Source organism: Pseudomonas sp. MS01C9 (genome assembly GCF_058202755.1).
In genome coordinates this window covers 2252753-2276297 of the sequence record NZ_CM177073.1, presented here as the reverse complement: position 1 = coordinate 2276297, position 23545 = coordinate 2252753, and the positions used below count along the sequence as shown (strand labels likewise).

The 23545-nt window shown below is 64.4% G+C and carries 17 protein-coding genes and 1 pseudogene; 13 read left to right on the top strand and 5 right to left on the bottom strand.

What is annotated here, in order from left to right; genetic code table 11:
* Positions 1–71: 71 nt before the first annotated feature.
* The 4 genes from AC1M7R_RS10565 to tssA form a co-directional block, all read right to left on the bottom strand.
* Complete coding sequence (locus AC1M7R_RS10565) at positions 72–560, bottom strand: Hcp family type VI secretion system effector (protein ID WP_072390829.1); 489 nt, start codon at positions 558–560, stop codon at positions 72–74.
* A 165-nt stretch (positions 561–725) separates the two neighbouring features.
* Entirely contained in the window at positions 726–2222 is a 1497-nt protein-coding gene (gene tssC / locus AC1M7R_RS10560) for a type VI secretion system contractile sheath large subunit (RefSeq protein ID WP_072390825.1), read from the bottom strand.
* 2 nt (positions 2223–2224) lie between these two features.
* Positions 2225–2731 carry a type VI secretion system contractile sheath small subunit gene (tssB, locus tag AC1M7R_RS10555; protein WP_003177230.1) on the bottom strand — a complete coding sequence of 169 codons (507 nt, stop codon included), beginning with the start codon at positions 2729–2731 and terminating at the stop codon, positions 2225–2227.
* An 81-nt stretch (positions 2732–2812) separates the two neighbouring features.
* Positions 2813–3850 carry a type VI secretion system protein TssA gene (gene tssA, locus AC1M7R_RS10550; protein ID WP_072390822.1) on the bottom strand — a complete coding sequence of 346 codons (1038 nt, stop codon included), beginning with the start codon at positions 3848–3850 and terminating at the stop codon, positions 2813–2815.
* 431 nt (positions 3851–4281) lie between these two features.
* Here tssA and tagH point away from each other — a divergent pair, with 431 nt between their 5' ends.
* The 12 genes from tagH to tagQ all read left to right on the top strand — a co-directional run bounded on the left by tagH (position 4282) and on the right by tagQ (position 21620).
* Complete coding sequence (gene tagH, locus AC1M7R_RS10545) at positions 4282–5745, top strand: type VI secretion system-associated FHA domain protein TagH (protein ID WP_337349428.1); 1464 nt, start codon at positions 4282–4284, stop codon at positions 5743–5745.
* 66 nt (positions 5746–5811) lie between these two features.
* The gene (tssJ, locus tag AC1M7R_RS10540; RefSeq protein WP_072390816.1) at positions 5812–6318 is read left to right on the top strand and encodes a type VI secretion system lipoprotein TssJ; all 507 of its coding nucleotides are present in this window, start codon (positions 5812–5814) and stop codon (positions 6316–6318) included.
* Positions 6319–6333: 15 nt separating this feature from the next.
* Positions 6334–7668, top strand: coding sequence for a type VI secretion system baseplate subunit TssK (gene tssK, locus AC1M7R_RS10535; RefSeq protein ID WP_337349429.1), 1335 nt, complete (start codon positions 6334–6336; stop codon positions 7666–7668).
* Positions 7669–7674: 6 nt separating this feature from the next.
* A complete protein-coding gene (locus AC1M7R_RS10530) occupies positions 7675–8985 on the top strand; it encodes a DotU family type VI secretion system protein (RefSeq protein ID WP_072390810.1) in 1311 nt (436 codons plus the stop codon).
* Positions 8982–12482 carry a type VI secretion system membrane subunit TssM gene (tssM, locus tag AC1M7R_RS10525; RefSeq protein WP_072430973.1) on the top strand — a complete coding sequence of 1167 codons (3501 nt, stop codon included), beginning with the start codon at positions 8982–8984 and terminating at the stop codon, positions 12480–12482. Before AC1M7R_RS10530 ends, tssM begins: the two co-directional genes overlap by 4 nt.
* Complete coding sequence (tagF, locus tag AC1M7R_RS10520) at positions 12479–13132, top strand: type VI secretion system-associated protein TagF (protein WP_072390804.1); 654 nt, start codon at positions 12479–12481, stop codon at positions 13130–13132. The genes tssM and tagF overlap by 4 nt, the downstream gene beginning before the upstream one ends.
* The gene (locus AC1M7R_RS10515; protein WP_072390801.1) at positions 13133–13864 is read left to right on the top strand and encodes a PP2C family protein-serine/threonine phosphatase; all 732 of its coding nucleotides are present in this window, start codon (positions 13133–13135) and stop codon (positions 13862–13864) included.
* On the top strand, positions 13861–16965 hold the full coding sequence (locus AC1M7R_RS10510; RefSeq protein ID WP_072459696.1) for a serine/threonine-protein kinase: 3105 nt from the start codon (positions 13861–13863) through the stop codon (positions 16963–16965). Before AC1M7R_RS10515 ends, AC1M7R_RS10510 begins: the two co-directional genes overlap by 4 nt.
* Positions 16965–17681: an ABC transporter ATP-binding protein gene (locus AC1M7R_RS10505; RefSeq protein WP_072390795.1), complete on the top strand. Its 717-nt coding sequence runs from the start codon at positions 16965–16967 to the stop codon at positions 17679–17681. The genes AC1M7R_RS10510 and AC1M7R_RS10505 overlap by 1 nt, the downstream gene beginning before the upstream one ends.
* Entirely contained in the window at positions 17681–18877 is a 1197-nt protein-coding gene (locus tag AC1M7R_RS10500; protein ID WP_072390792.1) for an ABC transporter permease, read from the top strand. The genes AC1M7R_RS10505 and AC1M7R_RS10500 overlap by 1 nt, the downstream gene beginning before the upstream one ends.
* Before the next feature lie 16 nt (positions 18878–18893).
* A complete protein-coding gene (locus tag AC1M7R_RS10495; RefSeq protein WP_371264377.1) occupies positions 18894–20597 on the top strand; it encodes a formylglycine-generating enzyme family protein in 1704 nt (567 codons plus the stop codon).
* An 84-nt stretch (positions 20598–20681) separates the two neighbouring features.
* Positions 20682–21620, top strand: a complete 939-nt coding sequence (gene tagQ / locus AC1M7R_RS10490) for a type VI secretion system-associated lipoprotein TagQ (RefSeq protein WP_490610392.1) — start codon at positions 20682–20684, stop codon at positions 21618–21620.
* 677 nt (positions 21621–22297) lie between these two features.
* Here tagQ and AC1M7R_RS10485 read toward each other — a convergent pair.
* Positions 22298–22671 (bottom strand): annotated as a pseudogene (locus tag AC1M7R_RS10485) (DUF6124 family protein).
* A 463-nt stretch (positions 22672–23134) separates the two neighbouring features.
* On the opposite strand from AC1M7R_RS10485, the gene AC1M7R_RS10480 reads away from it, so the two are divergent.
* Positions 23135–23518, top strand: a complete 384-nt coding sequence (locus AC1M7R_RS10480) for a helicase (protein ID WP_072430967.1) — start codon at positions 23135–23137, stop codon at positions 23516–23518.
* Positions 23519–23545 lie beyond the last annotated feature (27 nt).

The window sequence follows — 23545 nt, the reverse complement described above, 5'->3', positions numbered from 1 at the left end:
CCGCGCTGTAGAGGATTGGATTCGAGCAAGCACCAAACACCCCCGGCGCGTTGCACCGGGGGTGTGTTTGACTACACCTTGACGTTCTGACGGATGTTCCAGCCGAACTTGACCGGACCGCCTTCCTTGGTGCCGTCGGCTTTCTGCGGCTGGTAGTCCACCAGCACCTTGGCGAAGTTCAGGGTAACGTTTTCGGTCAGGCGATCATCGCTGCCCGAGCCGCCGGTACTCAGGGAGGTGATCAGCACTTCTTCCAGGTTGATGATCATGTACTCGACCTGGCTTTCGCCGCCGGCCTTGCGCACGGTCAGCTTGACCTTGTCGATGTGCTTGCCGCTGGCGCAGTGCATCATCAGGTTCGGCGAAGCCTTGTCGACGAACTTGGTCAGCGACAGGTCCTGGACGTTGACCTTGCCCGCGCCGCCGCCGCTGCCCACGTGCATGTTGCCGGACTGGGACATGCCCCAGCTCCAGTTCAGGACGTCGATCTCGTCCTTGTGGGCCTTGTCCATGGACTCGCCCTTGATGTCGCCGATCTTGATGAAAATATCAACAGCCATGTTTTCTCCCTGTGTGGCTTCTAACCACATTGTTTGGTTGACGCTGACCTTGCGAAATTACGGGTGCTGAACGGGGGAAGACGATCTCCAGCCTGCTGGAGATCCTCTGTGGGAGCGAGCAAGCTCGCTCCCACAGGGTTACCGGCCACCCGTTTCAGTAAATCTTTACGCGCCCTTGGCCGACGGCAGTTTCGATACCAGGCGCAGCGACACGGTCAGCCCTTCGAGCTGGTAGTGCGGGCGCAGGTAGAACTTGGAGTTGTAGTACCCCGGGTTGCCCTCGACTTCTTCGACGATCACTTCGGCCGCCGCCAGTGGGTGCTGGGCCTTGGTGGTCTCGGTGGAGTGCGCCGGATCGCCATCGACGTAATTGAGGATCCAGTCCTGCAGCCAGCGCTGCATTTCGTCCTTCTCTTTGAAGGAGCCGATCTTGTCGCGCACGATGCACTTGAGGTAGTGAGCGAAACGGCAGGTGGCGAACAGGTACGGCAGGCGCGCGGCCAGGTTGGCGTTGGCAGTGGCGTCCGGGTCGTCGTATTCGGCCGGCTTCTGCAGCGACTGGGCGCCGATGAACGCGGCGAAGTCGGTGTTTTTCTTGTGCAGCAGCGGCATGAAACCGTTCTTCGCCAGCTCCGCTTCACGGCGGTCCGAAATGGCGATTTCGGTCGGGCACTTCATGTCCACGCCACCGTCGTCGGTGGGGAAGGTGTGGGCCGGCAGGTTTTCCACTTCACCGCCCGACTCCACGCCACGGATGCGCGAGCACCAGCCGAAGTGCTTGAACGAACGGTTGATGTTCACCGCCATCGCGTAGGCAGCGTTGGCCCAGGTGTACTTGGAGCTGTCGGCACCGTCGGTGTTTTCTTCAAAGGCGAAGGCCTCCACCGGATCGGTCTTGGCGCCGTACGGCAGGCGCGCCAGGAAGCGCGGCATGGTCAGGCCGATGTAGCGCGAGTCTTCCGATTCACGCAGCGAGCGCCAGCCGGCATATTCCGGAGTGGTGAAGATCTTGGTCAGGTCACGCGGGTTCGACAGTTCCTGCCACGAGCCCATGCCCATCACCGTTGGCGAGGCGGCGGAAATGAACGGTGCGTGCATGGCCGCGCAGACTTTGGACAGCTCGCCCAGCAACTCGACATCCGGTGGCGACTGGTCGAAGTAGTAGTCGCCCACCAGGCAGCCGTAAGGCTCGCCGCCGAACTGGCCGTATTCTTCTTCGTACATCTTCTTGAAGATCGGGCTCTGGTCCCACGCCGTGCCCTTGAATTTCTTCAGGGTCTTGTGCAGGTCGGTCTTGGAAATGTTGAGCACGCGGATCTTGAGCTGCTCATCGGTCTCGGTGTTGTTGACCAGGTAGTGCAGGCCACGCCAGGCGCTTTCCAGCTGCTGGAAGTCCGGGTGGTGGATGATCTGGTTGACCTGGGCGGTGAGCTTGGCGTCGATGGCGGCGATGATCGATTCGATCGACTTGATGGCGTCGTTGGACACCAGGTCAGTCTGCGCCAGGGCCTGCTCGGCCAGGGTGCGCACGGCGGTCTCGACCGCTTCGCGGGCGCGCTCGGTCTTGGGTTTGAATTCCTGCAGCAGCAGAGACGCGAACTCGCTGGTTTCTTGGGTCGCACCCAGGTTCTGGGCGCCTTCGCGGGCTGTATTGTCGGTCATGATCATTGATCCTGTGCTGGCTTCGGCGCGCTCGCCAGGGCCTGCAACAGCGCTGGGTCCTTGATCGCCTTCATGATGATTTCTTCGGCACCGGTCTTGCCGTCCATGTAGGTCAACAGGTTGGCCAGTTGGGTGCGCGCTTCGAGCAACTTGTTCAGCGAGTCGACCTTGCGGGCCACGGCTGCGGGGCTGAAGTCGTCCATGCTTTCGAATGTCAGGTCCAGGCTCAGGTTGCCTTCGCCGGTCAGTTCGTTGGGCACATGGAACGCCACGCGAGGCTGCATGGCCTTGAGGCGCGAGTCGAAATTGTCGACGTCGATCTCGAGGAACTTGCGATCGGCCACGGGTGCCAGAGGCTCGGCAGGCTTGCCGGCGAGGTCGGCCATAACCCCCATGACGAAGGGCAACTGGACCTTCTTCTCGGCGCCGTAGAGCTCGACGTCGTACTCGATCTGCACTCGAGGCGCGCGGTTGCGCGCGATGAATTTCTGAGAACTTTGCTTCGCCACGTTGCTGCTCCTGGTCGCTTGAGCGACGGTGTTGGCGTCATCCGGTGGGGCCGGTGACGTGACTGCGTGATCCGCTCGCTTTTATTCGCTGTCTGGGCCGCGCAGGTTTTCAAATTGACTCATGCCGTCGGGAATCAGGTTACGCACGATGGTCGCGAAGTCGGCGTTGACCAGAAGCTTGGCCCGGTTCAACAGCACCGGCAGGGGGCTGGAGGGCTCATGACGGGTGTAGTAAGCGAGAATCCGGTCGAGGCTGCGCTGCACATCGTCGCGGTTGTTGATTTCAGCGCTGCCAGCGTTCGTACCGGTGCTGCGCGGCGCGCTCGGCGCATAGGCATGTTCGGTGGATGCATCGCTGTCGTCGCCGCTGGCCTCGGGTTGCTCGCTGTCGCCGTTCTGCGCGGCGGGCTGGCCGAGAATCTGCAGGGCCATCTTCAGAGGTTGCTTGAGTGGACCGAGGTCTACGCCCTGGGCGGAACCGACCTGATCGCTGACCTGCTGCTCGATGGCTTCGGCGGCGCTGCGGGCCTCCAGCAGAGCGGCGCGGATGGTTTCCAGCTGCTCGGGGTCGCTGTCGCGCAAGGCACCGGCAAGTTGCTCGGCGCCGAGTGTTTCGTCGGGAAAGCTTTGCAAGCCGCTGGCGTTGGCGGCAGCGCGCAGGCTGACGGACCCGAAGGTGCGCGAACGGGTCAGGATGCTTTCGCGCAACAGGCGGATAGTGGCATCGGACGTCAGGCCGGCGAGGGCGTTGATGCGCACCGTGGGGTCATTGTCGTCGTCGGCGTCCAGGCGCGGGTGCAGGTCGGCCCAGTATTGCTTGAGCAACTCGCTGATCAGCGTCAGGGCGCGAGCGAGCCCGGGAATGCCTTCGAGGGCCAGGGAGCTCTGCAACAGGTAATGGGTGATGCGCAGGTCTTTGCTGCGTTGCAGCAGGTCCAGGCTCTGCTGCCGGACGCTGCGCCACTCGGGAGGTTCTGCGGGGAGGATCGAATCGCCCATGCTGCGCTCGGGCTGACCGCGGGAGTCACGTTCCAGGCGCAAGAAATCCGGGTCATATTCCAGGTCGTCGCCGCACGGCGAGGTCGCGGAAACGGCGGCGAGCAACAAAGGCACATCCACTTGGATCGATCTCCCTATCGCCCGATGAATGAAGTCGGGCAGTGCATACGCAAGTTCCAGACGGAACCTCGCATGAAACTTTGCATATTCCTTGAGGGTAATGGCCGTTTAGATGCTTAATGATCTTAAAGTGCCATCACGCTTAATCAAGAAGTTGTGCATTTTTGGTGTAGTACTTATCGCTTGTCAAGGTAAGCTATTTCCAGTCTGTTACAGTTGTGAGGCGCTTAACAACCCGCGCGACTGGCAGGTCGAGGAGGGTACGCAGACAGGTTTTTTGTCATGCAGGCCGGTTAATATCAGCCATCATGCTGGCAAAAAGCCGTTTCACGGCAGTTTGCAGGGGTTTTTCAAGCGAGTCGCCGAGGTGCGTATGCCTCGATACGCTCGCATGCGAAGACGAGTAAAGAAGTGTTCAGCAAGGAGGCGAGATGCCGCTGTGTTTGACTATCACTAGTTATCACAAGATTACTCCCGGTCAATGTTCTGAAAAGTCCATGGATCAAGGAGTGATGGCAATTGGCCGTAATTCCGATAATGATTGGGTATTACCGGACCCCGAGCGCCTGGTTTCCGGTAAACATTGCGTTATTCAATACAAGGATGGCCGGTATTATCTGACCGATAACAGCACTAACGGTGTGGAATTGGTCAAGGCCGGCGTTCGCCTGCGCAAGGGCAACAGCGAGCCCCTGCAGGACGGCGAAGTGATCCGCATCGGCGACTACGAGATCCAGGCGCGTGTCGATTTCAACCTGCCGGTCACCGACAGCAACCCGTTCGCCGAATCGCCCAGCAGCTTCGAAGCCCTGATGGGGCAGCAGAGTGCCCCCCTGCATACGCCTTCGCCAATTCCCGTGGTGTCGCCTGCGCAGTTCCAGGGTGTGTCCTCCATGGACACGATGCCGGATCTGTTCGACTTCCTGACACCCTCGAGCATCCCGCCGGCCACCCAGCCCGATCACGTACCGGCCCAGCAGCACGATTTCCGTCCGCCCACGCCGATGCCGCGCCCCAGCCCGCCGCCGCTGGTCGAGCCTGCGGCGATGACGGGCGCCCCGGTGATTCCGGAGGACTGGGACCCGTTCAGCGACAAGCCCGCGCCAGTGGCGGTCAACCCCCAGCCTGTTCCGCCGCCTGTGGTGGAGCCGGTATCGATACCGGTGTCTCCGAACCCGGTCCCTGCGCCGCAGATCAGCGTGTTCGAAACCCGTGTGCCGGACGAGCCTGTTCCACCTCCGGTCGCCCGTGTCGAGCCGCCGGTTGCACCGCCGGTCGCACCCGAGCAGCCCGTCGAAGGCGCCCGGCCCGATCTGCTGCAGGCCTTTTTGCGCGGAGCCGGGCTGGAGCAGTTGCGCCTGGACAAGGCCCAGGCCGAGGCGCAGATGGAAAGCATCGGTCGCAGCTACCGGCTGATGGTCGAAGGCCTGATCGATGTCTTGCGCGCCCGCAGCAGCCTCAAGGGTGAGTTCCGCATCCAGCAGACGATGATCCAGCCGGTGGAGAACAACCCGCTGAAGTTCGCACCCAACGTCGACGAGGCCATGCTGTTGCTGCTGCGCCATGGCAACCAGGCGTTCATGGCCCCGGACGCGGCGGTGCGTGACAGTTTCGATGACCTGCGCGCCCACCAATTGGCGGTGATGGCCGGTGTGGAAGCGGCCATCAAGCATCTGCTGGGGCGCTTCGAGCCGTCGCAACTGGAAGAACGCATGGCCAAGCCCGGTGGGCTTTCGGGTATTTTCAGCGGCTCGCGGCAGGCCCAGTACTGGCAGCAATTCACCGAGCTCTACAGCAACATTTCCCGGGAAGCCCAGGAGGATTTCCAGGACCTGTTCGGTCGGGAATTCAGCCGTGCCTACGAAGAACACAGCACACGACAGCGACGCCGTTGAGCGTCGCCGCCCCCTAACCTTTCATAGTCAAACAACGGATAGCTCAAACGTCATTGAGGACGCAGGATGATTCCCAGGTTTTTACTCGCAGTCGCCGCCGCGCTTGTGCTGACGGCGTGCGCCAAGGATGCGGCCAACAACCAGCCCGAAGAGGCTGAGGCCGATACCGCCGCCATCGAGCTGCACTTCCACGCCATAAACGGTCTCAACCCCGGTGCCACCGGCCAGCCGGCCCCGGTCCGGGTGCGGATTTTCGAACTGAAGAACGCCGCCACCTTCGGTCGCTCCGATTATTTCGCCCTGGCCGAACGGGCCCAGGCGACGCTGGGCGCTGACCTGATCGATCAGGACGAAGTGCTAGTCCAGCCCGGCCAGCAGCTGAGCCTGCAACGCGATCTGGACCCATCGACCCGCCATATCGGCATCCTGGTGGGTTATCGCGAGCTGGACCGCTCGTTGTGGCGCACGGTGTTGAATGTCCCGGCGCGCCAATACACCGAATACCAGATCAGCCTCGATGTACGCGCCGTGCGCAGCGACGTCGTCGTTACCCCATCCAGCCCTGCCCAATAAGCAATCGGAGCCCCCATGTCCTGGAACAATCGCGTGGTCTGGTCGGAAGGCATGTTCATTGGAACGCAGCACTTCCAGCAGCATGACCGTTACCTGGAAAACCTTATCGACGCTCGCAGCCGCCCGCTGTCGGCCGGCGCCTGGGGGTTTTCCGAATTGCTGATCGACCAGGGCCTGCTGGCCCAGGGCAAGCTGGCGATCATCTGCGCGCGGGGGCTGTTGCCGGACGGCACACCGTTCAACATCCCCCAGGACGATGTGGCGCCGACGCCCCTGAATGTCGATGACAACCTGCGCGATGGCCTGGTGTACCTGGCCTTGCCGCTCAAGCGCGCCGGTACCCGGGACACCGTCGATGAGGGCGAAGCCCTGGGCGCGGCGCGCTATGTGAGCCAGGTCTGCGAAGTGCGGGACGACAACGCGCCGTTCGAAAACCGCGCACCGGTGGCGGTGGGTTCGCGGGCGTTGCGCCTGTTGACGGAGCAGGACGGCATCGGTGACTACGCTGCCGTCGGCGTGGTGCGCATCAAGGAAAAGCGCGCCGACCGCGCCCTGGTGCTCGACGAGACCTACATCCCGCCGGTGCTCGATGTGCTCGCCTCCAAACCGTTGGCCGCGTTTCGCAGTGAGCTGCTGGGCCTGCTTCACCAGCGTGGCGAAGCCCTGGCCGGGCGCGTGGTGGCGTCCGGCGCCGGTGGTGCCTCGGAGATTGCCGATTTCATGCTGCTGCAACTGGTCAACCGGGCTCAGCCGCTGATCCAGCACCTGAGCCAGTTGAGCCCGCTGCACCCCGAGCGGTTCTACAGCGAGCTGGTGGCCCTGGCCGGTGAGTTCTCCACCTTCACCGCCTCCGGCCGACGACCGCAGGAGTACCCGCAGTACCAGCACGACGACCTGGCACTGAGCTATGCGCCGGTGATGCAGGCCCTGCGCGAAGCCCTGTCCATGTTGATCGACAGCAAGGCGATTCCCATTCCGATCGTGGAAAAGGCCTACGGCATCCACGTGGCGATGCTGGCCGACAAGACCCTGCTCGACAGTGCCAGCTTCATCCTGGTGGTGCGCGCCGACGTTCCCGCCGAGACCCTGCGCAGCCGCTTCGGCCAGCAGAGCAAGATCGGTTCGGTGGAGCACATCCGCGACCTGGTCAACCTGCAACTGCCGGGCATCGGCCTGTTGCCGTTGCCGGTGGCGCCACGCCAGCTGCCGTACCACGCCGGGTCCACCTACTACGAGCTCGACCGGGGCAGCGACCATTGGAAGCAGTTGGGCAACTCCGGCGGTTTTGCGTTCCACATCGCCGGCCAGTTCCCGGGGCTGAACCTGGCTTTCTGGGCGATCCGAGGATAATTGGCGATGAGCAACGACGATCGTACCCAGTTCATGCCGACGCCCGGTGGGCGTGGCGCCGATCCCTTCCGTCCGGAGGCGGGCCGCCCCGCACCGGCACCCGCGTCGACACCGCTGTCGGTGCCGGCCGCGCCGGTCCTGACCGGCAAGGCCCAGGGTCTCAATCCGCTGGAAAGCGCCGCCGGCCCCTTGCTGGCGTTGCTGACGCGCCTGCGCAACACCATCGCGCACCCGGCGCCGGCCAGCCTGCGGGCGCAGTTGCTGGCCTACCTGCGGCAGTTCGAGGAACGCGCCGAAGCCGCCGGCGTGGTGCGCAACGATGTGCTCCTGGCCCGCTACGCCTTGTGCACCGCCCTGGACGAAGCCGTGTTGAGTACGCCTTGGGGCGGCACCAGCGATTGGGGCAAGCAAAGCCTGTTGATCACTGTGCATAACGAAGCCTGGGGCGGCGAAAAGGTCTTCCAGTTGCTGGAGCATTGCCTGCAAAGCCCACGGGAGCGCCTGTACCTGCTGGAGCTTCTGTACCTGTGCATGTGCCTGGGGTTCGAGGGACGCTACCGAGTGATGAACGACGGTCGCAGCCAGTTGGAAGCCTTGCGCGAACGCACCAGCGCGGTAATCCGCAGCGCCCGTGGCGACTACGAGCGCGAGCTGTCGCCGCACTGGCGCGGCGTCACCGTGGGCCGGGATCGCCTGGCGCAATTCATGCCGCCATGGATCGCCGTGGCCATCGGCGCGGCCCTTTTGCTGGCGCTGCTGTTCGGCCTGCGCATGAAACTGGCCTCCGATGCCGAGCCGGTGTTCAAGAATATCCATGCCCTGGGGGAGATCCCGGTGCAGGCCATCGACCGACCCGTGGTGCAGCCCAAAGTCATCGAGCGCCCACGCCTGGCCGGTTTCCTGGCCGATGAAATCAGGGCCGGTCGGATCGCCGTGGAAGACGCCGTCGACCGTTCGGTGGTGACCATCCGCGGCGACGAACTGTTCGCCTCCGGCAGCGCCAGCATCAAGGACGATTTCCAGCCGCTGATGCTGCGCATCGCCGACGCGGTGCGCAAGGTCAAGGGCCAGGTGCTGGTCACCGGCCACAGCGACAACCGACCGATCGCCACGTTGAGGTTCCCGTCCAACTGGGCGCTGTCCGAAGCACGGGCCCAGTCGGTGCTGCAGATTCTTTCGGCCAAGACCGGTCAACCCGAGCGCTTCAGCGCCGAAGGCCGCAGCGACACCGAGCCGCTGGCGTCCAACGCCACCACCGAGGGGCGTGCACGCAATCGTCGGGTTGAAATCACAGTTTTGGCGGAGGGGGTCGAGTGAAAGCGTTTTTCAGTTTTATGATCCGCTGGGTCATCCCGTTGCTGGGGCTGATCGCCCTGAGCCTGATCATCTGGTTCGTGGGCCCGCTGCTGGACTGGCTGGTGCCCGAAGGCCGGCGTTGGGCATTGATCATCCTGGTGTTCGCGGTGTGGATCGCCTATCGGGTGTTGCGCATCATCCAGGCCCGCCGGCAGGCCGCCGAAGTCATGCGCAGCCTGGCCGCGCAAACGCCGCCCGACCCCACCAGTATCGCCACTGCCGAAGAGCTCGAAACCCTGCGCCAGCGCATGGACGAAGCCTTGGCGCTGCTCAAGAAAGCCAAGCTTGGGGGCGACGAGCGTCGCAACCTCTATGAACTGCCGTGGTACGTGATCATCGGCCCGCCGGGTTCGGGCAAGACCACCGCCTTGGTCAACTCGGGGCTGCATTTCCCGTTGGCCGCGCAACTGGGCGCCGGTGCGGTGCGCGGTGTCGGTGGCACACGCAATTGCGACTGGTGGTTCACCGACGAGGCCGTGTTGCTCGACACCGCCGGGCGCTATACCACCCAGGACAGCGATGCCACCGTCGACAAGGCGGCATGGCTGGGCTTTCTGGGCCTGCTGAAAAAGCAGCGCGCCCGTCGCCCGATCGACGGTGCCTTCATCGCCATCAGCCTCTCCGACCTGCTGCTGGGCAGCGACGCCGAGCGCGCCGCCCATGCCGCGGCGATCCGGTTGCGCATCCAGGAGCTGTACACCCAGCTGGGGGTGCGCTTCCCGGTCTACCTCATGTTGACCAAGCTCGACCTGGTGCCGGGGTTCATGGAGTTTTTCGACACCCTGAGCAAGGAAGAACGCGCCCAGGTCTGGGGAATGACCTTTGCCCTGGACGATGGCAAGAGCAACGACAGCCCGCTGGCCCACCTGCAAAGCGAATTCGCCGGCCTGGAGCAGCGCCTCAACGACCGTCTGGTAGAGCGCCTGCAGCAGGAGCGCGATCCGGCGCGACGCGACCTGATCTATGGCTTCCCGCAACAGTTCGGCGCCCTGAAGGATTGCCTGCAAAGCTTCCTCGAAGGGGTGTTCAAGCCCAATGCTTTCGAAGAGCGCGTGTTGCTGCGTGGGGTGTATTTCACCAGCGGTACCCAGGAAGGCAGCCCGATCGATCGACTGATCGGCTCCATGGCCCAGAGCATGAACCTGGACCGCCAGCATCTGGCGCGCCAGACCGGTACCGGGCGCAGTTACTTCATCGAGAAGCTCTTCACCGCCGTGGCCTTCGCCGAGCGTGGGCTGGTGGGCGTCGACCCCAAGGTCGAGCGCCGGCGCAAGTGGATCGCCCGGGGCGTGCTGGCTAGCACCGTGGTGCTGGTGCTGGTGGTCGGCACCTTGTGGTGGGTCAGTTATCGCGCCAACCAGGCCTATATCGCCCAGGTCGACCAGAAGGTCGCGCCGCTGGGCCAGACGGTGCAGAACCTCAGCCCGGCGCAGCGCGATGTGCTGGCGGTGCTGCCATTGCTCAACGCCGTGAAACATCTGGCCGACGACGCCCCGAGCTGGGCCGAAGGCCTGGGCCTGTACCAGGGCGACATGCTCGAAGCCGAGTCCGGCAGTGTCTACCGCAAGCTGCTGATCGCGGTGTTCGCCCCGCGCCTGCTGACGCGCATCGAAGAGCAACTGCACAGCGGCGGCAATTCGGACTTCCTCTATGAGGGCTTGAAGGCCTACCTGATGCTCGCCGACAACGAGCACTACGATGCCGATTTCATCAAGGCCTGGGTCGCCCTGGACTGGGATCGCAGCCTGCCGCGAGACCTGCCGGCCGAGCAGCGCCTGGCCTTGGGCGAGCATCTGCAGGCGTTGTTCGAGCGCCGTCCGCCGACCGCGCGCCTGGACCCGCGGCTGATCGACGACCTGCGTCGGCAATTGCAACAACTGCCGGTGGCCCAGCGTGTCTACGACCGGATCAAGCGGCAGAAACTGCCCGACGGCGTACCCGACTTCCGCATCAACGAAGCCGCCGGGCGCGACGCCGCGCTGGTGTTCAGTCGCAAGAGCGGCAAGCCGCTGGGCGAGCCGTTGAGCGGGTTCTTCACCGTCAAGGGTTATCGCCAGGGCTTCCTGCTCGCCAGCCTGAGCCAGACCGGCACCCTGGCCGAAGAGCAGTGGGTGCTGGGCTTTGAGCAGGCCGACCAGCAGAACGTCGCCAGCCTGGCCGCCGATGTGCGTCGCCTGTACTTCGAGGACTATCAGCGGCAATGGGACGCACTGCTGGCCGATATCGACTTCGTGCCCATCACCAGCGTGGCCCAGGCCGCCGACGTGTTGCGGGTGATTTCCGGTCCGACGTCGCCCCTGAAAAAACTGCTGGTGGCCGTGGCGAAGGAAACCGATCTGCAACAGCAAGAGCGCCAGCTGGCCGCCCAGGGCGTGCCCACGGAGGGGGGGGTCGACAAACTCAAGGAACGCCTGGGCAGCCTGCTGGGCCAGGAACAGGCGACCCAGAGCGCACCGGCGCAAAGCGACGATCCAGTGACCGCGCACTTCGCCGAGCTCAACAGCATCGTCAGCAAGACGGATGGCGAGCCGGCGGCCATCGATGGCCTGTTGGCCGACATGAACGCCCTGTACGTGCAGGTCAGCGCCATGGTCGGTGCCAGCGGCGACGCGCTGCTCGGTGAAGCCAAGAACCAGGCCGCCGCTGCGGCCACCCGTGTCAGCCTGAACGCCGAGCGCCAGCCGCCGCTGGTGCAAGGGCTGGTCAAGTCGGTGGTCAACTCCACCACCAACAGCATGATGGGCGGGGTACGCAATCAACTGAACGCCGCCTGGACCAGCGAAGTGGTGAACATCTATCGCCAGTCCCTGGCGGGGCGTTACCCCATGTCGCCGGGCAGCGCGCGGGATGCGACCCTGGATGACTTCGGCCAGTTCTTCGGGGTGGGCGGGGTGATGGACAATTACTTCCGCAAATACCTGCAGCCCTACGTCGACACATCGACGCCGACCTGGCGCTGGCAACCGGGCGCCGCCCAGAAGCTCGGCATCGCCCCCGGCGTGCTGCAGACCTTCCAGCGCGCGGCCACCATCCGCGATGCGTTCTTCCGTTCCGGCGGCACGCAACCGATGGTGCGTTTCGAGCTCAAGCCAGTGGCGATGGATTCCACCATCACCCAGTTCCTGCTGGACCTCGACGGTCAACAGCTGAGCTACGACCACGGTCCGAGCCGGCCGACCGCCATGCAATGGCCCAACCCCGGCAGCATCGGCGTGGTACGGATTTCCATCATGCCGCCATCGTCCAGCGGCCGTTCCGGCATCACTCTGGACGGTCCGTGGGCCTGGTTCCGCCTGCTGGAACAATCGGACCTGACGGCTGGCAACTCGCCGGACCGCTTCAACCTGCGGCTGCGGGTCGATGGCGCCAGCGCCTCCTACGAGCTGCGGGCCAACAGTGCCTTCAACCCGTTCAAGAGCCGGGTACTGAGCGGCTTCAGCCTGCCGGAGCGGCTATGAGTACACCGGGCTTCTATGGAAAGTTGGCCAGCCGGGGGGACTTCGTCAGCCGTGGCTTGCCCCAGAGCTTCATCGCCCCGTGGGACTCCTGGCTGGCGGCGGGGCTGCTCGCCAGCCAGACCAGCCTTGGCGAGCGCTGGCTGGACGCCTATCTGGTCAGCCCGCTGTGGCGCTTCATGGTCGCGCCGGGCGTATGCGGGCCGGAGGCGGCCGTGGGCGTGGTGATGCCCAGCATCGACCGGGTCGGCCGCTATTTCCCCTTGACGGTGGCGGTGCTGCTGGAACCCGACGCCGATCCGGCGTCGGTGGTGGGTGGTGCGGACGAGTGGTTCGAGCGGGTGGAAAACCTGCTGTTGAGCACCCTGAACGTGGAGGCCAGTTTCGAGGCTTTCGGCACGGAGCTGGAAAGCCTGGGCAGCCCTGCGTATCGAACGCGCCTGCCGAGCAGCCAGTTCGCCAGCCTGCATCGCTTCGATGCCACCGACCCACAGGCGCGCATGACCGCGCTCGCCGAGTCGGCCTGCGAAGGCACAAGCCTGTGGTGGGGGCAGGGTTCGGAGCGCATCGCGCCCGGTTTGATGCGGTGTCGGGGCCTGCCGGCTGCCGCCGATTTCGCGCAATTTTTGCTCGGCCAAGAAGGTGTTGTGTAGATGCGTCCAAGTGCTGGGAAAGCATTCAAGTCTGCAAGCAAGAGCCATGTCGGCATGGTCCGCCAGGTCAATGAAGACGCCTGCCTGGACCTGCCGGAAAACGGCCTCTGGGTGGTGGCCGATGGCATGGGCGGGCACGCCGCGGGCGATTACGTCAGCAGCCTGATCGTCGACAGTCTGCGATCCATTGCCGTGGGCCGCTCCCTGGATGAATACGTCGCGGCGCTGCAGAGCGATCTGCTGCGGGTCAACGCCGCCGTGCGCGAAGAAACCGCCAACCGCGGCGTCACCATGATGGGCAGCACCGTCGTGGTACTGGCCACCCGAGACCTGCGCGGCATGTGCCTGTGGGCCGGTGACAGCCGCTTGTATCGCCTGCGCGACGGGGTGCTCGAAGGCATCTCCCGGGACCACAGCTACGTCCAGGACCTGCAGGACAGTGGCCTGCTCAGCGAAGCCGAAGCCCGGGTCCATCCCCGGGCCAACGTGGTCACCCGGGCCATCGGGGTCGAGGCGCAGTTGAAGCTGGCGCTGGTCGAACTGCTGCTGGTGCCCGGCGACAGTTACCTGCTGTGCAGCGACGGGCTGACCAAGACCGTCGAGGACGATGAGATCCGCGAAGTGCTGAACCACGACGACCCCGGCGAAATTGCCAGCAGCCTGGTGTCCCTGGGCCTGATGCGCGGTGCGCCGGACAATATCACCGTGGTGGTCGTGAAGGTGCCGTCATGAGTTCCGTGTTGAATATCCAGATCCCCGGCTACGACATCGAAGGGGAGATCGGCGAAGGCGCCATGGCGAGTGTCTACCTGGCGACCCAGCGATCCCTGGAACGCAAGGTGGCATTGAAAGTCATGGCCGCGGCACTGGCCGCCGACCCGACGTTCTGCGAGCGCTTCCTGCGCGAAGGCAAGACCCTGGCCCGCCTGTCGCACCCTCACACGGTCACCATCCATGACATCGGCAACGTCGGTGAGCTGTATTACATGGCGATGGAGTACCTGCCCAACGGCACGCTCAAGGAGCGCATCGCCGCCGGCCTTTCGCCGGAGCAGGGGCTGGCCTATATCCGCCAGATCGCTTCCGCGCTGGGCTATGCCCATGGGCTGGGCCTGGTACACCGCGACGTCAAGCCGGCCAACATCCTGTTCCGCGCCGACGGCACGGCGGTGCTCTCGGACTTCGGCATCGCCAAGTCACTGGACGACCGTACCCAGTTCACCCAGGCCGGTTTCGCCGTGGGCACGCCCAGCTACATGAGCCCGGAACAGGCTCGCGGACAGGACATCGACGGCCGCGCCGACCTGTATGCCCTGGGCGTGGTGCTGTATGAAATCCTCGTCGGCAAACTGCCCTATACCGGCAACGACGCGCTGTCCACGGCACTGGCCCACCTGACCGAACCGCTGCCGGAACTGCCGGTGCATCACGGCCGGTACCAGGACGTGCTGCGCAAGCTGCTGGCGAAGGATCCGGCGGAGCGCTTCCCGGATGCGGCCGCCTTGCTGCGGGCCCTGGACAACCTGCCGCCGGAGTCCGACGCGACCCTGATCCGGCCTTTGCCGCTGCCGGTGTCGACGAAGCCTGTGGGGGATGACCTGGCCGGCCTGACGCCGATGTCCATTGATATCCCGAGCGGCCCGGTGCCGCCCTCGTCCCAGGCTCAACCCCAGGCCAGGCCGGTTCCACCGCCGGTGAGCCCGTCGCGACCGGCGGTTTCGCCACCGCGCAAGACCCCGGTATTCGCCCTGGCCGCCGTGGCGGTGGCCGTGGCGCTGGCATTGGGCGGCGCGGGTTATTGGTGGCTGTCCGGCGACAGCGGCCAGGCCAGCAAGCCGCCGCTTGCTTCCGGTTCATCGGCCACGAAACCGCCGGCCAAGACCCCCGACGTGCCACCGGCGAAAGCCCCCGATGCCTCACCGGCCCAGCCTCCCGTGACGCCCCCAGTGAATCCGCCCGTGGCGAACCAGGCCGATGGCGGCCAGCGGCCGTTGTTGATGGCTGGCAAGAAAACCCTGTTCCAGCGGGTACTGAGCAAGCCGGGCGCGACCCTGGTCGATGAGCCGGGTGCCGCGCCGGGCAAGGCGCTGCCGGCGTTTTCCGTGTTGTATGTCTACCAGCGCAAGGACGTCGATGGCAGTCCGTGGGTACGGGTGGGCGCCGCCACGGACGGACGCAGCGATGGCTGGCTGCCGGCCGCCCAGGTCAGCGACTGGAAGCAGAGCCTGGTGCTCAAGTTCACCGAGCGTTCGGGCCGCGCGCCGGTCATGTTCCTGCGTCAGCCCGGTGAAGTGGAGAAGCTGCTGGCGAATCCGACGAACGCCAGGAACGTCCTGCTCAAGGCCCAGCAGAACCGCGAGGACAACCAGCAAGTGTTGGCCCTGGAACCGGCCGCCAGTGCGGTGCCGCAGAATCAGTTCTACCTGTTGCCGATCTTCGATTCCCGCGAGAGCTTCGATGAAAACGGCCAGCCGGTGCAGTTGTTGAACGTGGCCTCCATCGACCCGGGCAACACGCCCCGCGCCTCGACCAACACCCCGATCACCACGGCCAACGCCGATGCGTTCCGTACCGCCGTGGTGCTGGTGGTGGACACCACCGTGTCCATGCAGCCCTACATCGACCAGGTTCGCGACGTGGTCCATCAACTGCAGACCCGTATCGCCGAACGGGGCGAGCTGGACAGCGTCAGCTTCGGCATGGTGGGTTTCCGCAGCAGCGTCAAGAAGACCCCGGGCCTGGAATACGTCGCCAAGACCCTCATCACCCTGGAGCAGGGGCGCGACCCGCAACGTTTCATGGATCTGGCGCGGCAGGTCAAGGCTTCCATGGTATCGAGCCATTCGTTCAACGAGGACGCGTTTGCCGGTGTCATGGAAGCGGTGGAAGGCATGGACTGGTCCGGCTACGGCGGGCGCCTGATCCTGTTGGTCACCGACGCCGGTGCCTTGCGCAAGAACGACCCGTTCGCCGCCACCCAGATGAACGAGGCCGAAGTGCGCCAGGCGGCCCTGGGCAAGCAGATCAAGATCTACGCCCTGCACCTGCTCAGCGACGCCGGCAAGAAAACCCACGCCGGCGCCCAGAGCCAGTACCGCATCCTGACCGCCGACGCCAACCCGCAGATCGGCGACCTGTACATCCCCGTGCCTGGAGCCGATGTGCGCAAGTTCGGCGAGCGCGTGGACGAGATCGGTTCGGTGTTCGCCGACCTGGTGCACCAGGTGCGCAGCAACAAGCCGCAAAGCGTACCGATGTTGAGTGCCGCGCCGAGCCTGGCCGACAAGTCGGCAGCGGTGGGCTATGCGATGCACATGGATTTTCTGGGCCGCAAGGCCGCCAGCCAGGCGCCACAGCTGGTCAGCGCCTGGACCGCCGACCGCGACCTGACCAATCCGGCGCTGCCGGCGTTCCAGGTCTGCGTGATGCTGACCAAGCTGCAACTCAACGACCTGCAGCAGTCGCTGAAGCTGATCGTCGACGCGGCTCGCAAGACCCAGCGTTCGCCCAAGGACTTCTTCCAGGAAATCGCCAGCGCCAGTGCCTACATGAGCCGCGACCCGTCGGCCTTGCGCAAGGGTGGCAACCTGGCCGATGGCGGGATTCTCGGCGAGTACCTGGAAGGGCTGCCGTACCGCAGCAAGTCGCTGAACATGACCCAGGATCTGTGGCTGTCGTTGAGCGTGGCCGAGCAGGAAGATTTCATCGATGAGCTGGATTCCAAGATCCGCCTCTACGAGACCTTCCACAACGACCTGGCGAACTGGGTACGGTTCGGCGATGCCGAGCCGGGCGATGCCTTGTACCGTGTTCCGCTGTCGACGCTGCCGTGATGCTGACCCTGAACGCCGTGCACAAGAGCCGGGGCACCGGCAGCCAGCGCTACAGCCTGGTAATTGGGAGGCTGCACCTGCGTGCCGGTGAACAATTGGCGGTGGTCGGTCCCAGTGGCTGCGGCAAAAGCACGTTGCTGGACTTGCTGGCGCTGGTGCTGGCGCCGGACCAGGCCGGGCAGTTCGACTTCGCGCCCGGCAATATGTCGCTGGATATCGGCAAACTGTGGCGTGGGTCGCAACAGGACACCTTGGCTGAGCTGCGCAGTCGTCACCTGGGCTATGTTCTGCAGACCGGTGGCCTGCTGGGCTTCCTGAACGTACGCGGCAACATCGAGTTATCGCGCAAACTGCTGGGCTTGAAGGATGACGGCAGCGTGACGCGCCTGGCCGAAAAATTGGACATAGCCGACCAACTGGACAAGAAGCCGGCGGACCTCTCCGTGGGCCAGCGCCAGCGGGTCAGTTGCGCGCGCGCCCTGGCCCACGGCCCGCGCCTGTTGTTGGCGGACGAACCGACCGCTGCCCTCGACCCCTTGAACGCAGAGCGAGTCATGCAGTTGCTGGTGTCCCAGGCCCGTGACAGCGGCGTGTGCTGTGTCGTCGCCACCCACGACGAAGCCTTGGCCCGGGCCAGCGGTCTGCAGGTACGGCGTATCAGTTGCCGTCGCGACACGGACGGCGGCGTGACCGCCACCCTCGGGGAGGCTTGCTGATGCGCGGCGCGCTGGTGGCTTCCCTGGCCTGGCAGGATTACCGCAACGATGCCTGGCTGTCGGCGTGCTCGGTGCTGGCGCTGGTGGCCGTGGTGGCGCCGTTGCTGGTGCTGTTCGGCCTCAAGTTCGGCCTGGTCACCAGCCTGACCGAACGCCTGCAGAACGATCCGGCCACCCGGGAAATCATCCCTCTGGGCGGTGGCCGGTTCAGCGCCGCTTTCATCGAACAATTGAGCCAGCGCGGTGACGTGGCCTTTGCCTTGCCGCGAACCCGGCAGATCGCCGCCACGGCGGACTTGAGCAGTGCCACGGCGGGCGTCACCGTCGAGATGATACCCACCGCCGCCAACGATCCCTTGCTGGAGCGTCTGCCGCTGCCACAAGGACTGGACCAGGTGGTGCTCAGCCAGACCGCGGCCGAGAAGCTCGGTGCCAGGGCGGGTGATTGGTTGCAGGCCAGTTTCGGCCGGCAGGTGGCCGGTCGCAGCGAGGCGCAGCGCACGCGGGTCCAGGTGCTGCACGTGCTGCCCCTGGAGGCCTTTGCCCGGGATGGCCTGTTTGCGCCACTGGCCTTGCTGGAGGCGGCCGAGGACTACCGCGACGGTCGTGCCGTAGCCGCGTTCGGCTGGTCCGGCGATGCGGTGGGCGTGGCCGAGCAGCGGGTGTACCCGGCATTCCGCCTGTATGCCCGCAGCCTCGGCGACGTGGAGCCGCTGCGTCAGTACTTCGCCGCGCAGAACCTGCTGGTGGCCACCCAGGCCCAGGCCATCGCACAAGTGCAATCGCTGAGTCGCAATCTGTCGATCGTGTTCTGGATCATCGCCGGCTTGGCCCTGGCCGGGGCATTCGCGGCGATCTTCGCCGGAGCGCTGGCGGCGGTCGAGCGCAAGCGTCGGGAGCTGTCGGTGCTGCGCCTGCTGGGAGTCTCCACCGCGGCGCTGTTGTTGTTCGTGGTGCTGCAGGCGCTCTACAGTGCCACGTTTGCGGCCTTGCTCAGCGCCGGCCTGTATGGCCTGGCGCAGTCGGGCCTCAATTATCTGTTTGCGCAGATGCCGGGCGAGTACGCCAGCCATCTGCTGGTGCGTCACTACATCCTGGCCCTGGTGGCCGTGCTCGGCACCAGTGCCTTGGCGGCGGCGTGCGGCGGCTGGCGGGTGGCGCGCATCCAGGCCTCTGAAGGAATCCGCGATGTATAAGCTATTGGGCGCCGCCATGGCGCTGAGCCTGGCCGGCCTTGTGTGTGCCGATGAAGGCACCGACAAGCTGGACAACCCCAAGCCGTTGCCCGACGACGTCAGCCTGCCGCTGCCGTGCGAGGGGCAGATGGTGTTCCGCTACGTCTACATCCTCGCCCAGGGCACCCTGGACGACCGCGAGATCAGCCTGGGCTATCCGTTCAGCGAGGGTGAGGCCGGCTACCAGCAGTCGTTCATTTCCGGTTACCGGCGCGACTTCATCAACGGCCAGTTCACCCTCAAGGACCTGCCCAAGGAGTGGAACAAGACCATCACGCCGTTGATGCCCAAGACCGATGCCCAGACCCCGCTCAAGCCGATGCTGTACTTCATCGGCAAGTACGAAGTCACGGCCCGGCAATACGCCCAGGTGATGGCCCAGGCACAGTCCCTGGCCAGCGGCGAACCGGCACCGGCCTGTGAGGCTTTGCTGGCCGAGCTTCCCCAGGGCATGGCCGGGCGCCTGCCCAAGGTGAAATTGTCGAAATTCGAGGCTGAGCGTTTCTCGGCCGTTTACAGCGCCTGGCTGATGAAATACCACAAGGACCTGTTGCCGGTGAGCGGCCGCGGTACGTCCGCCGAAGACGGCGGGTTGGGCTTCGTGCGCCTGCCCACCGAAGTGGAATGGGAATTCGCCGCCCGGGGCGGGCAAGCCGTCAGCCGCCAGGATCTGGAAGGGCGGCTGTTCCCCCGGCGGGTCGAAGGCAGCGAAGGCGATGGCCCATTGGCTGACTGGGCGGTGTTCAACCAGGTGGCCGGCGGCACCGGCCAGGCCGCACGCTTGATGCCTATCGGCACCAAACTGCCGAACCCTGTCGGTCTGTTCGACGTGATCGGCAACGCGGCGGAAATGGTTCAGGAGTCCTTCCAGCTGGTGCATTCCGGACGTCGCCAGGGGGCCTATGGCGGCTTTGTGGTCAAGGGCGGCAATTACCTGGAAGGCGAGGGCACGCTGTTCACCGGCATGCGCCGCGAGTACCCGCTGTTCGCCGCTGACGGTACCGAGCAAAGCAACGAAACCACCGGTTTCCGGGTGGCCGTGGGGGCCTTGTCGGCACCGCGCTCACGCTACAAGGAACTGTTCGCCCAGTGGCAGAAAGAGGGCCGCCTCGCGTCCCTGACCGATGCCATCGACGACGCCCAGGATCCCACCAAGCGCCTGGACAGCATCATCGCCGCCAGCGTCGATCCACGCCTGCAGGCCGAGCTGGGGCTGGTCAATGAAGAGCTCAAGCGCAACGTGTCGCTCATCGCCCAGCAGCGTGAGGAAGCGGCCGGCAACCTGATCCAGTCTGCGGCCCTGGTGGCCGAGACCGTCAACAACTACAACATTCGCCTGACCAATCTGCAGCGCAGTCGCGAGGCGGCCGTGGAGGCCAAGGACGAAGCCAGCGCCCAGCTGTTCGCCACGGCCATCGACAACGGCCGCAGCGCGCTGGACGGCGCGGTGGCGATCTACATCGACAACCTCGCCACGGGCACGCGCTACACCGATGCCGTGATCCAGGCGCAGTTTCAACGCATCAAGGAGGAATTGGAGCGCAAGCCGGTGCTGGGCAAGAGCCTGGTGGCGCGCGCAACGTTGTTCGTTCGCCATGTCGGTGACTATCGTCAGCAAAAACGAGCCGATCCGGCGGCGATATTGAAGGAATTGCTCGCATCGAGCGGTCAACGATCATGACCGCCCGTTGTCAGCGAGCTTGGAAGGGACTCAGGCGGCGTTGGGCCGTGCTGAGCTGGTCAAAACTTAAAAGAGAACACAACTATGCTTTTCTCCCGTAAACCTTTTGCTTCGGTTTCCAAGCGTCATTTGCTGATGGTCGCGGTCGGCTTCAGCACCGTCCTGACCGGCTGCGCGACGTCGCCGACGTCCAAGGTCGCATCGAGCACCAAGGTCGAGTACTACCCCAACTGCTACGAGCCGGTGCAGCACCTGCGGGCCACTGAGGGGAACATGACCAAGTCGGTCATCACCGGTGCCGCTGTCGGTGCCGTCGGTGGTGCGCTGCTGGGCGCCCTGACCGCCGACAAGGAAGACCGTGGCCGCAACGTCGCCATCGGCGCGGCGGGCGGCGCCTTGGCAGGCGGCGCCGCCGGTTACTACACCGAGCGCCAGAAGCAGATCGCCGACGACAACCAGCGCATCGCTTCCTACGCTGCCGACGTCAACAAAAGCGTCACCGACATCGACCGCAGCACGGCGTACGCCAAGGCTTCGCAACAGTGCTACCAGAGCGCGTTCACCAAGCTGGTCGCCGACCGCAAGGCCAAGACCGTCAACGACACCGAGGGCCGCAAGCGCCTGGCGGAAATCGTCGCCGGCCTGAAAGAGTCCAACGACCTGATCGTCGCGGTCAACGGCAAGGCTTCGGAAGACCTGAACAACTACACCCAGGCCTATGAAAAAGACCTGCAGCAAGTGGGTGTGCAGCGCACCGACGTCGTGACCGTGGCGACCGCCGAGACCACCCCAGTCGTGGCGACCACCACCAAGACCAAGAAATCCGTGAAGCCTGCGAAAAAGCCGCCAGTGCTGCCAACCGTGCCGAAAGAGGCGGTGACCACCGAGAAGACCCTGCAGACCGCCAAGGCCAAGCAGGATGAAAGCAAGCAGGTGGCCAGCGCCGGTACCACCCAGGTCAACAGCATGTGCAAAAACCCGGACCTGGGCGACTGGGCACCGGTGCCTTGCCCGAATGTTTGATTGAGTGAGGGCTGCTGATCATTCCCTCGGGGAGTGATCGCTGCGTTAAAGCTGTGGGAGCGAGTTTGCTCGCGATAGCGTCCGTTCAGTTGGCATTCATGTTGACTGACCCGCCGCCATCGCGAGCAAGCTCGCTCCCACAGTTGTTTTGTGCTGGTCGCAGTATCCGCGTTATCCCCGATTCCCTTGTGAGAGCGAGCTTGCTCGCGATGGCTGCCTGGCAGTTGGCGGGGATTTTGTTGACCGTGTGCATATCCATTGCTGCGGTAACGGCTGCTTATGGTTCCGCCCTTACGGCGGGTTACTTTTGGCAAACGCCCCAAAAGTAACCAAAAAGGCTTCGCCCCACCACTGGGCACCTCGCCAAGGCGAGGTGTTCCCGAACGAAGGCATTGCTCCGTGGGCCCGCCGCGAAGGGCCATCCATGGCCCAGCGCGGCTATCCCGACATCCATGCCGGGATGCCCACTCCACAATGCCTGCGTTCGGCCCTTGTGGTTAATGGGGCGCCTAAGATCAAAAGCTAAAGCCAAAGCCAAAGCCAAAGCCAAAGCCAAAGCCAAAGCGAGGCGGCCTGACAGCCGACCTATCTCGTCCGGCCATGCGTCGGTCCAATTGTGGGAGCGAGCCTGCTCGCGATGGCCTCGCCGCGGTTTGCCTCATTGCAAGGCTTTACATCTAGGCGTTCTGCACCGTCTCTCGGGTTTCCAGATCATCCAATGCCCGCTCGACCAGCAACTGAACCCCATCGGCCATGCGGCTGATGGCCAAGGCTATGCTGCGGCGGGAGTCGTCGACGTCGTCGGCCAGGTCGGCGGCGATGGTGTTGATCGATTGCAGGTCTTCGGAGGCGTTGGCCAGCAGGGTTTCGGTGTCGATATGAGGGGCAACGATGAACAGCTGGTTTTTATCGGGTGCGGGAGATGGGGAGGGGTGGGGTTTGAGGTAGTAGTCGAGGGCGCGGGTGGCGGCGTCTTCGAGCTTTTTTCTTCGAGGGCATCGACGCGGGACATGTGACCGCTTGGCGGTGGATTAGGGGTGACCTTGAACATAGTGAATATCCTGAGAGTGATGGAGCCGACACCCTTCGATTGCACTTCGAAAGTGGTGGCAGCTGTGCGCAGGTGTGCAAGACCGGTCTCAGGAACCCGGCAGATCCGAAGATCTCCCACGCGCAGCCGCCATAACAGTCCGCGAGCATAGAAAAATGCTCGACGAATAGCCATAAACGAATGCGACCTGAGACGGACTTGCACGTCCGTGTCACCGTTTTTTTGCGATGACGAACAGAGGTTAGCGGCGCTCGGAAGCCCTGCCTAGTTCATGGACAGCCCGGCGTTTTGAAGGAAATCTCCGAGGGAGCTGAAGGGAAACGGTCATGCTGGGAAAACGTGACTTGGCAGTCATCATGCAGGAAATACTGCTCATCTTCCGCTAAAGCGTCACGATGATGGCGTTCCGCCAAAGAATCGCTAAACTGCCCCGGCCATTCATCTTTCTTACGAGGCCGTGCCGATGAAATTTCGTTTCCTGCTGTGGATGCTGGGGTTGTTGATGGGCAAGGCCAGCCGGACCAACCCGGCGTTTCAGCAGCAACTGGGCGACAAGGACCTGGTGTTCCAGCTGCAGACTCTGGATGGCAAGGTCGCCCGGCATTTCACCGTGAAAAACCAGCGCATCACCAGCCAGTCCGGCACCCACCCAACTCCAGCGTTCGCCATTGCCTTCAAGGACGCTGCCTACGGCTTGGCCACGATGCAGGCCAAGAACAAGCAACTGGCGTTCATGAGCGGTATCCAGGACAAGTCCATCCAGATCAAGGGCAACCCGGCGCTGGTGATCTGGTTTCAGGGGTTGACCCGGTACTTGAAGCCGAAGAAGGCCAAGTCCAAGGTCTGAGGTGCTGCGGATACTTGTGGCGAGGGG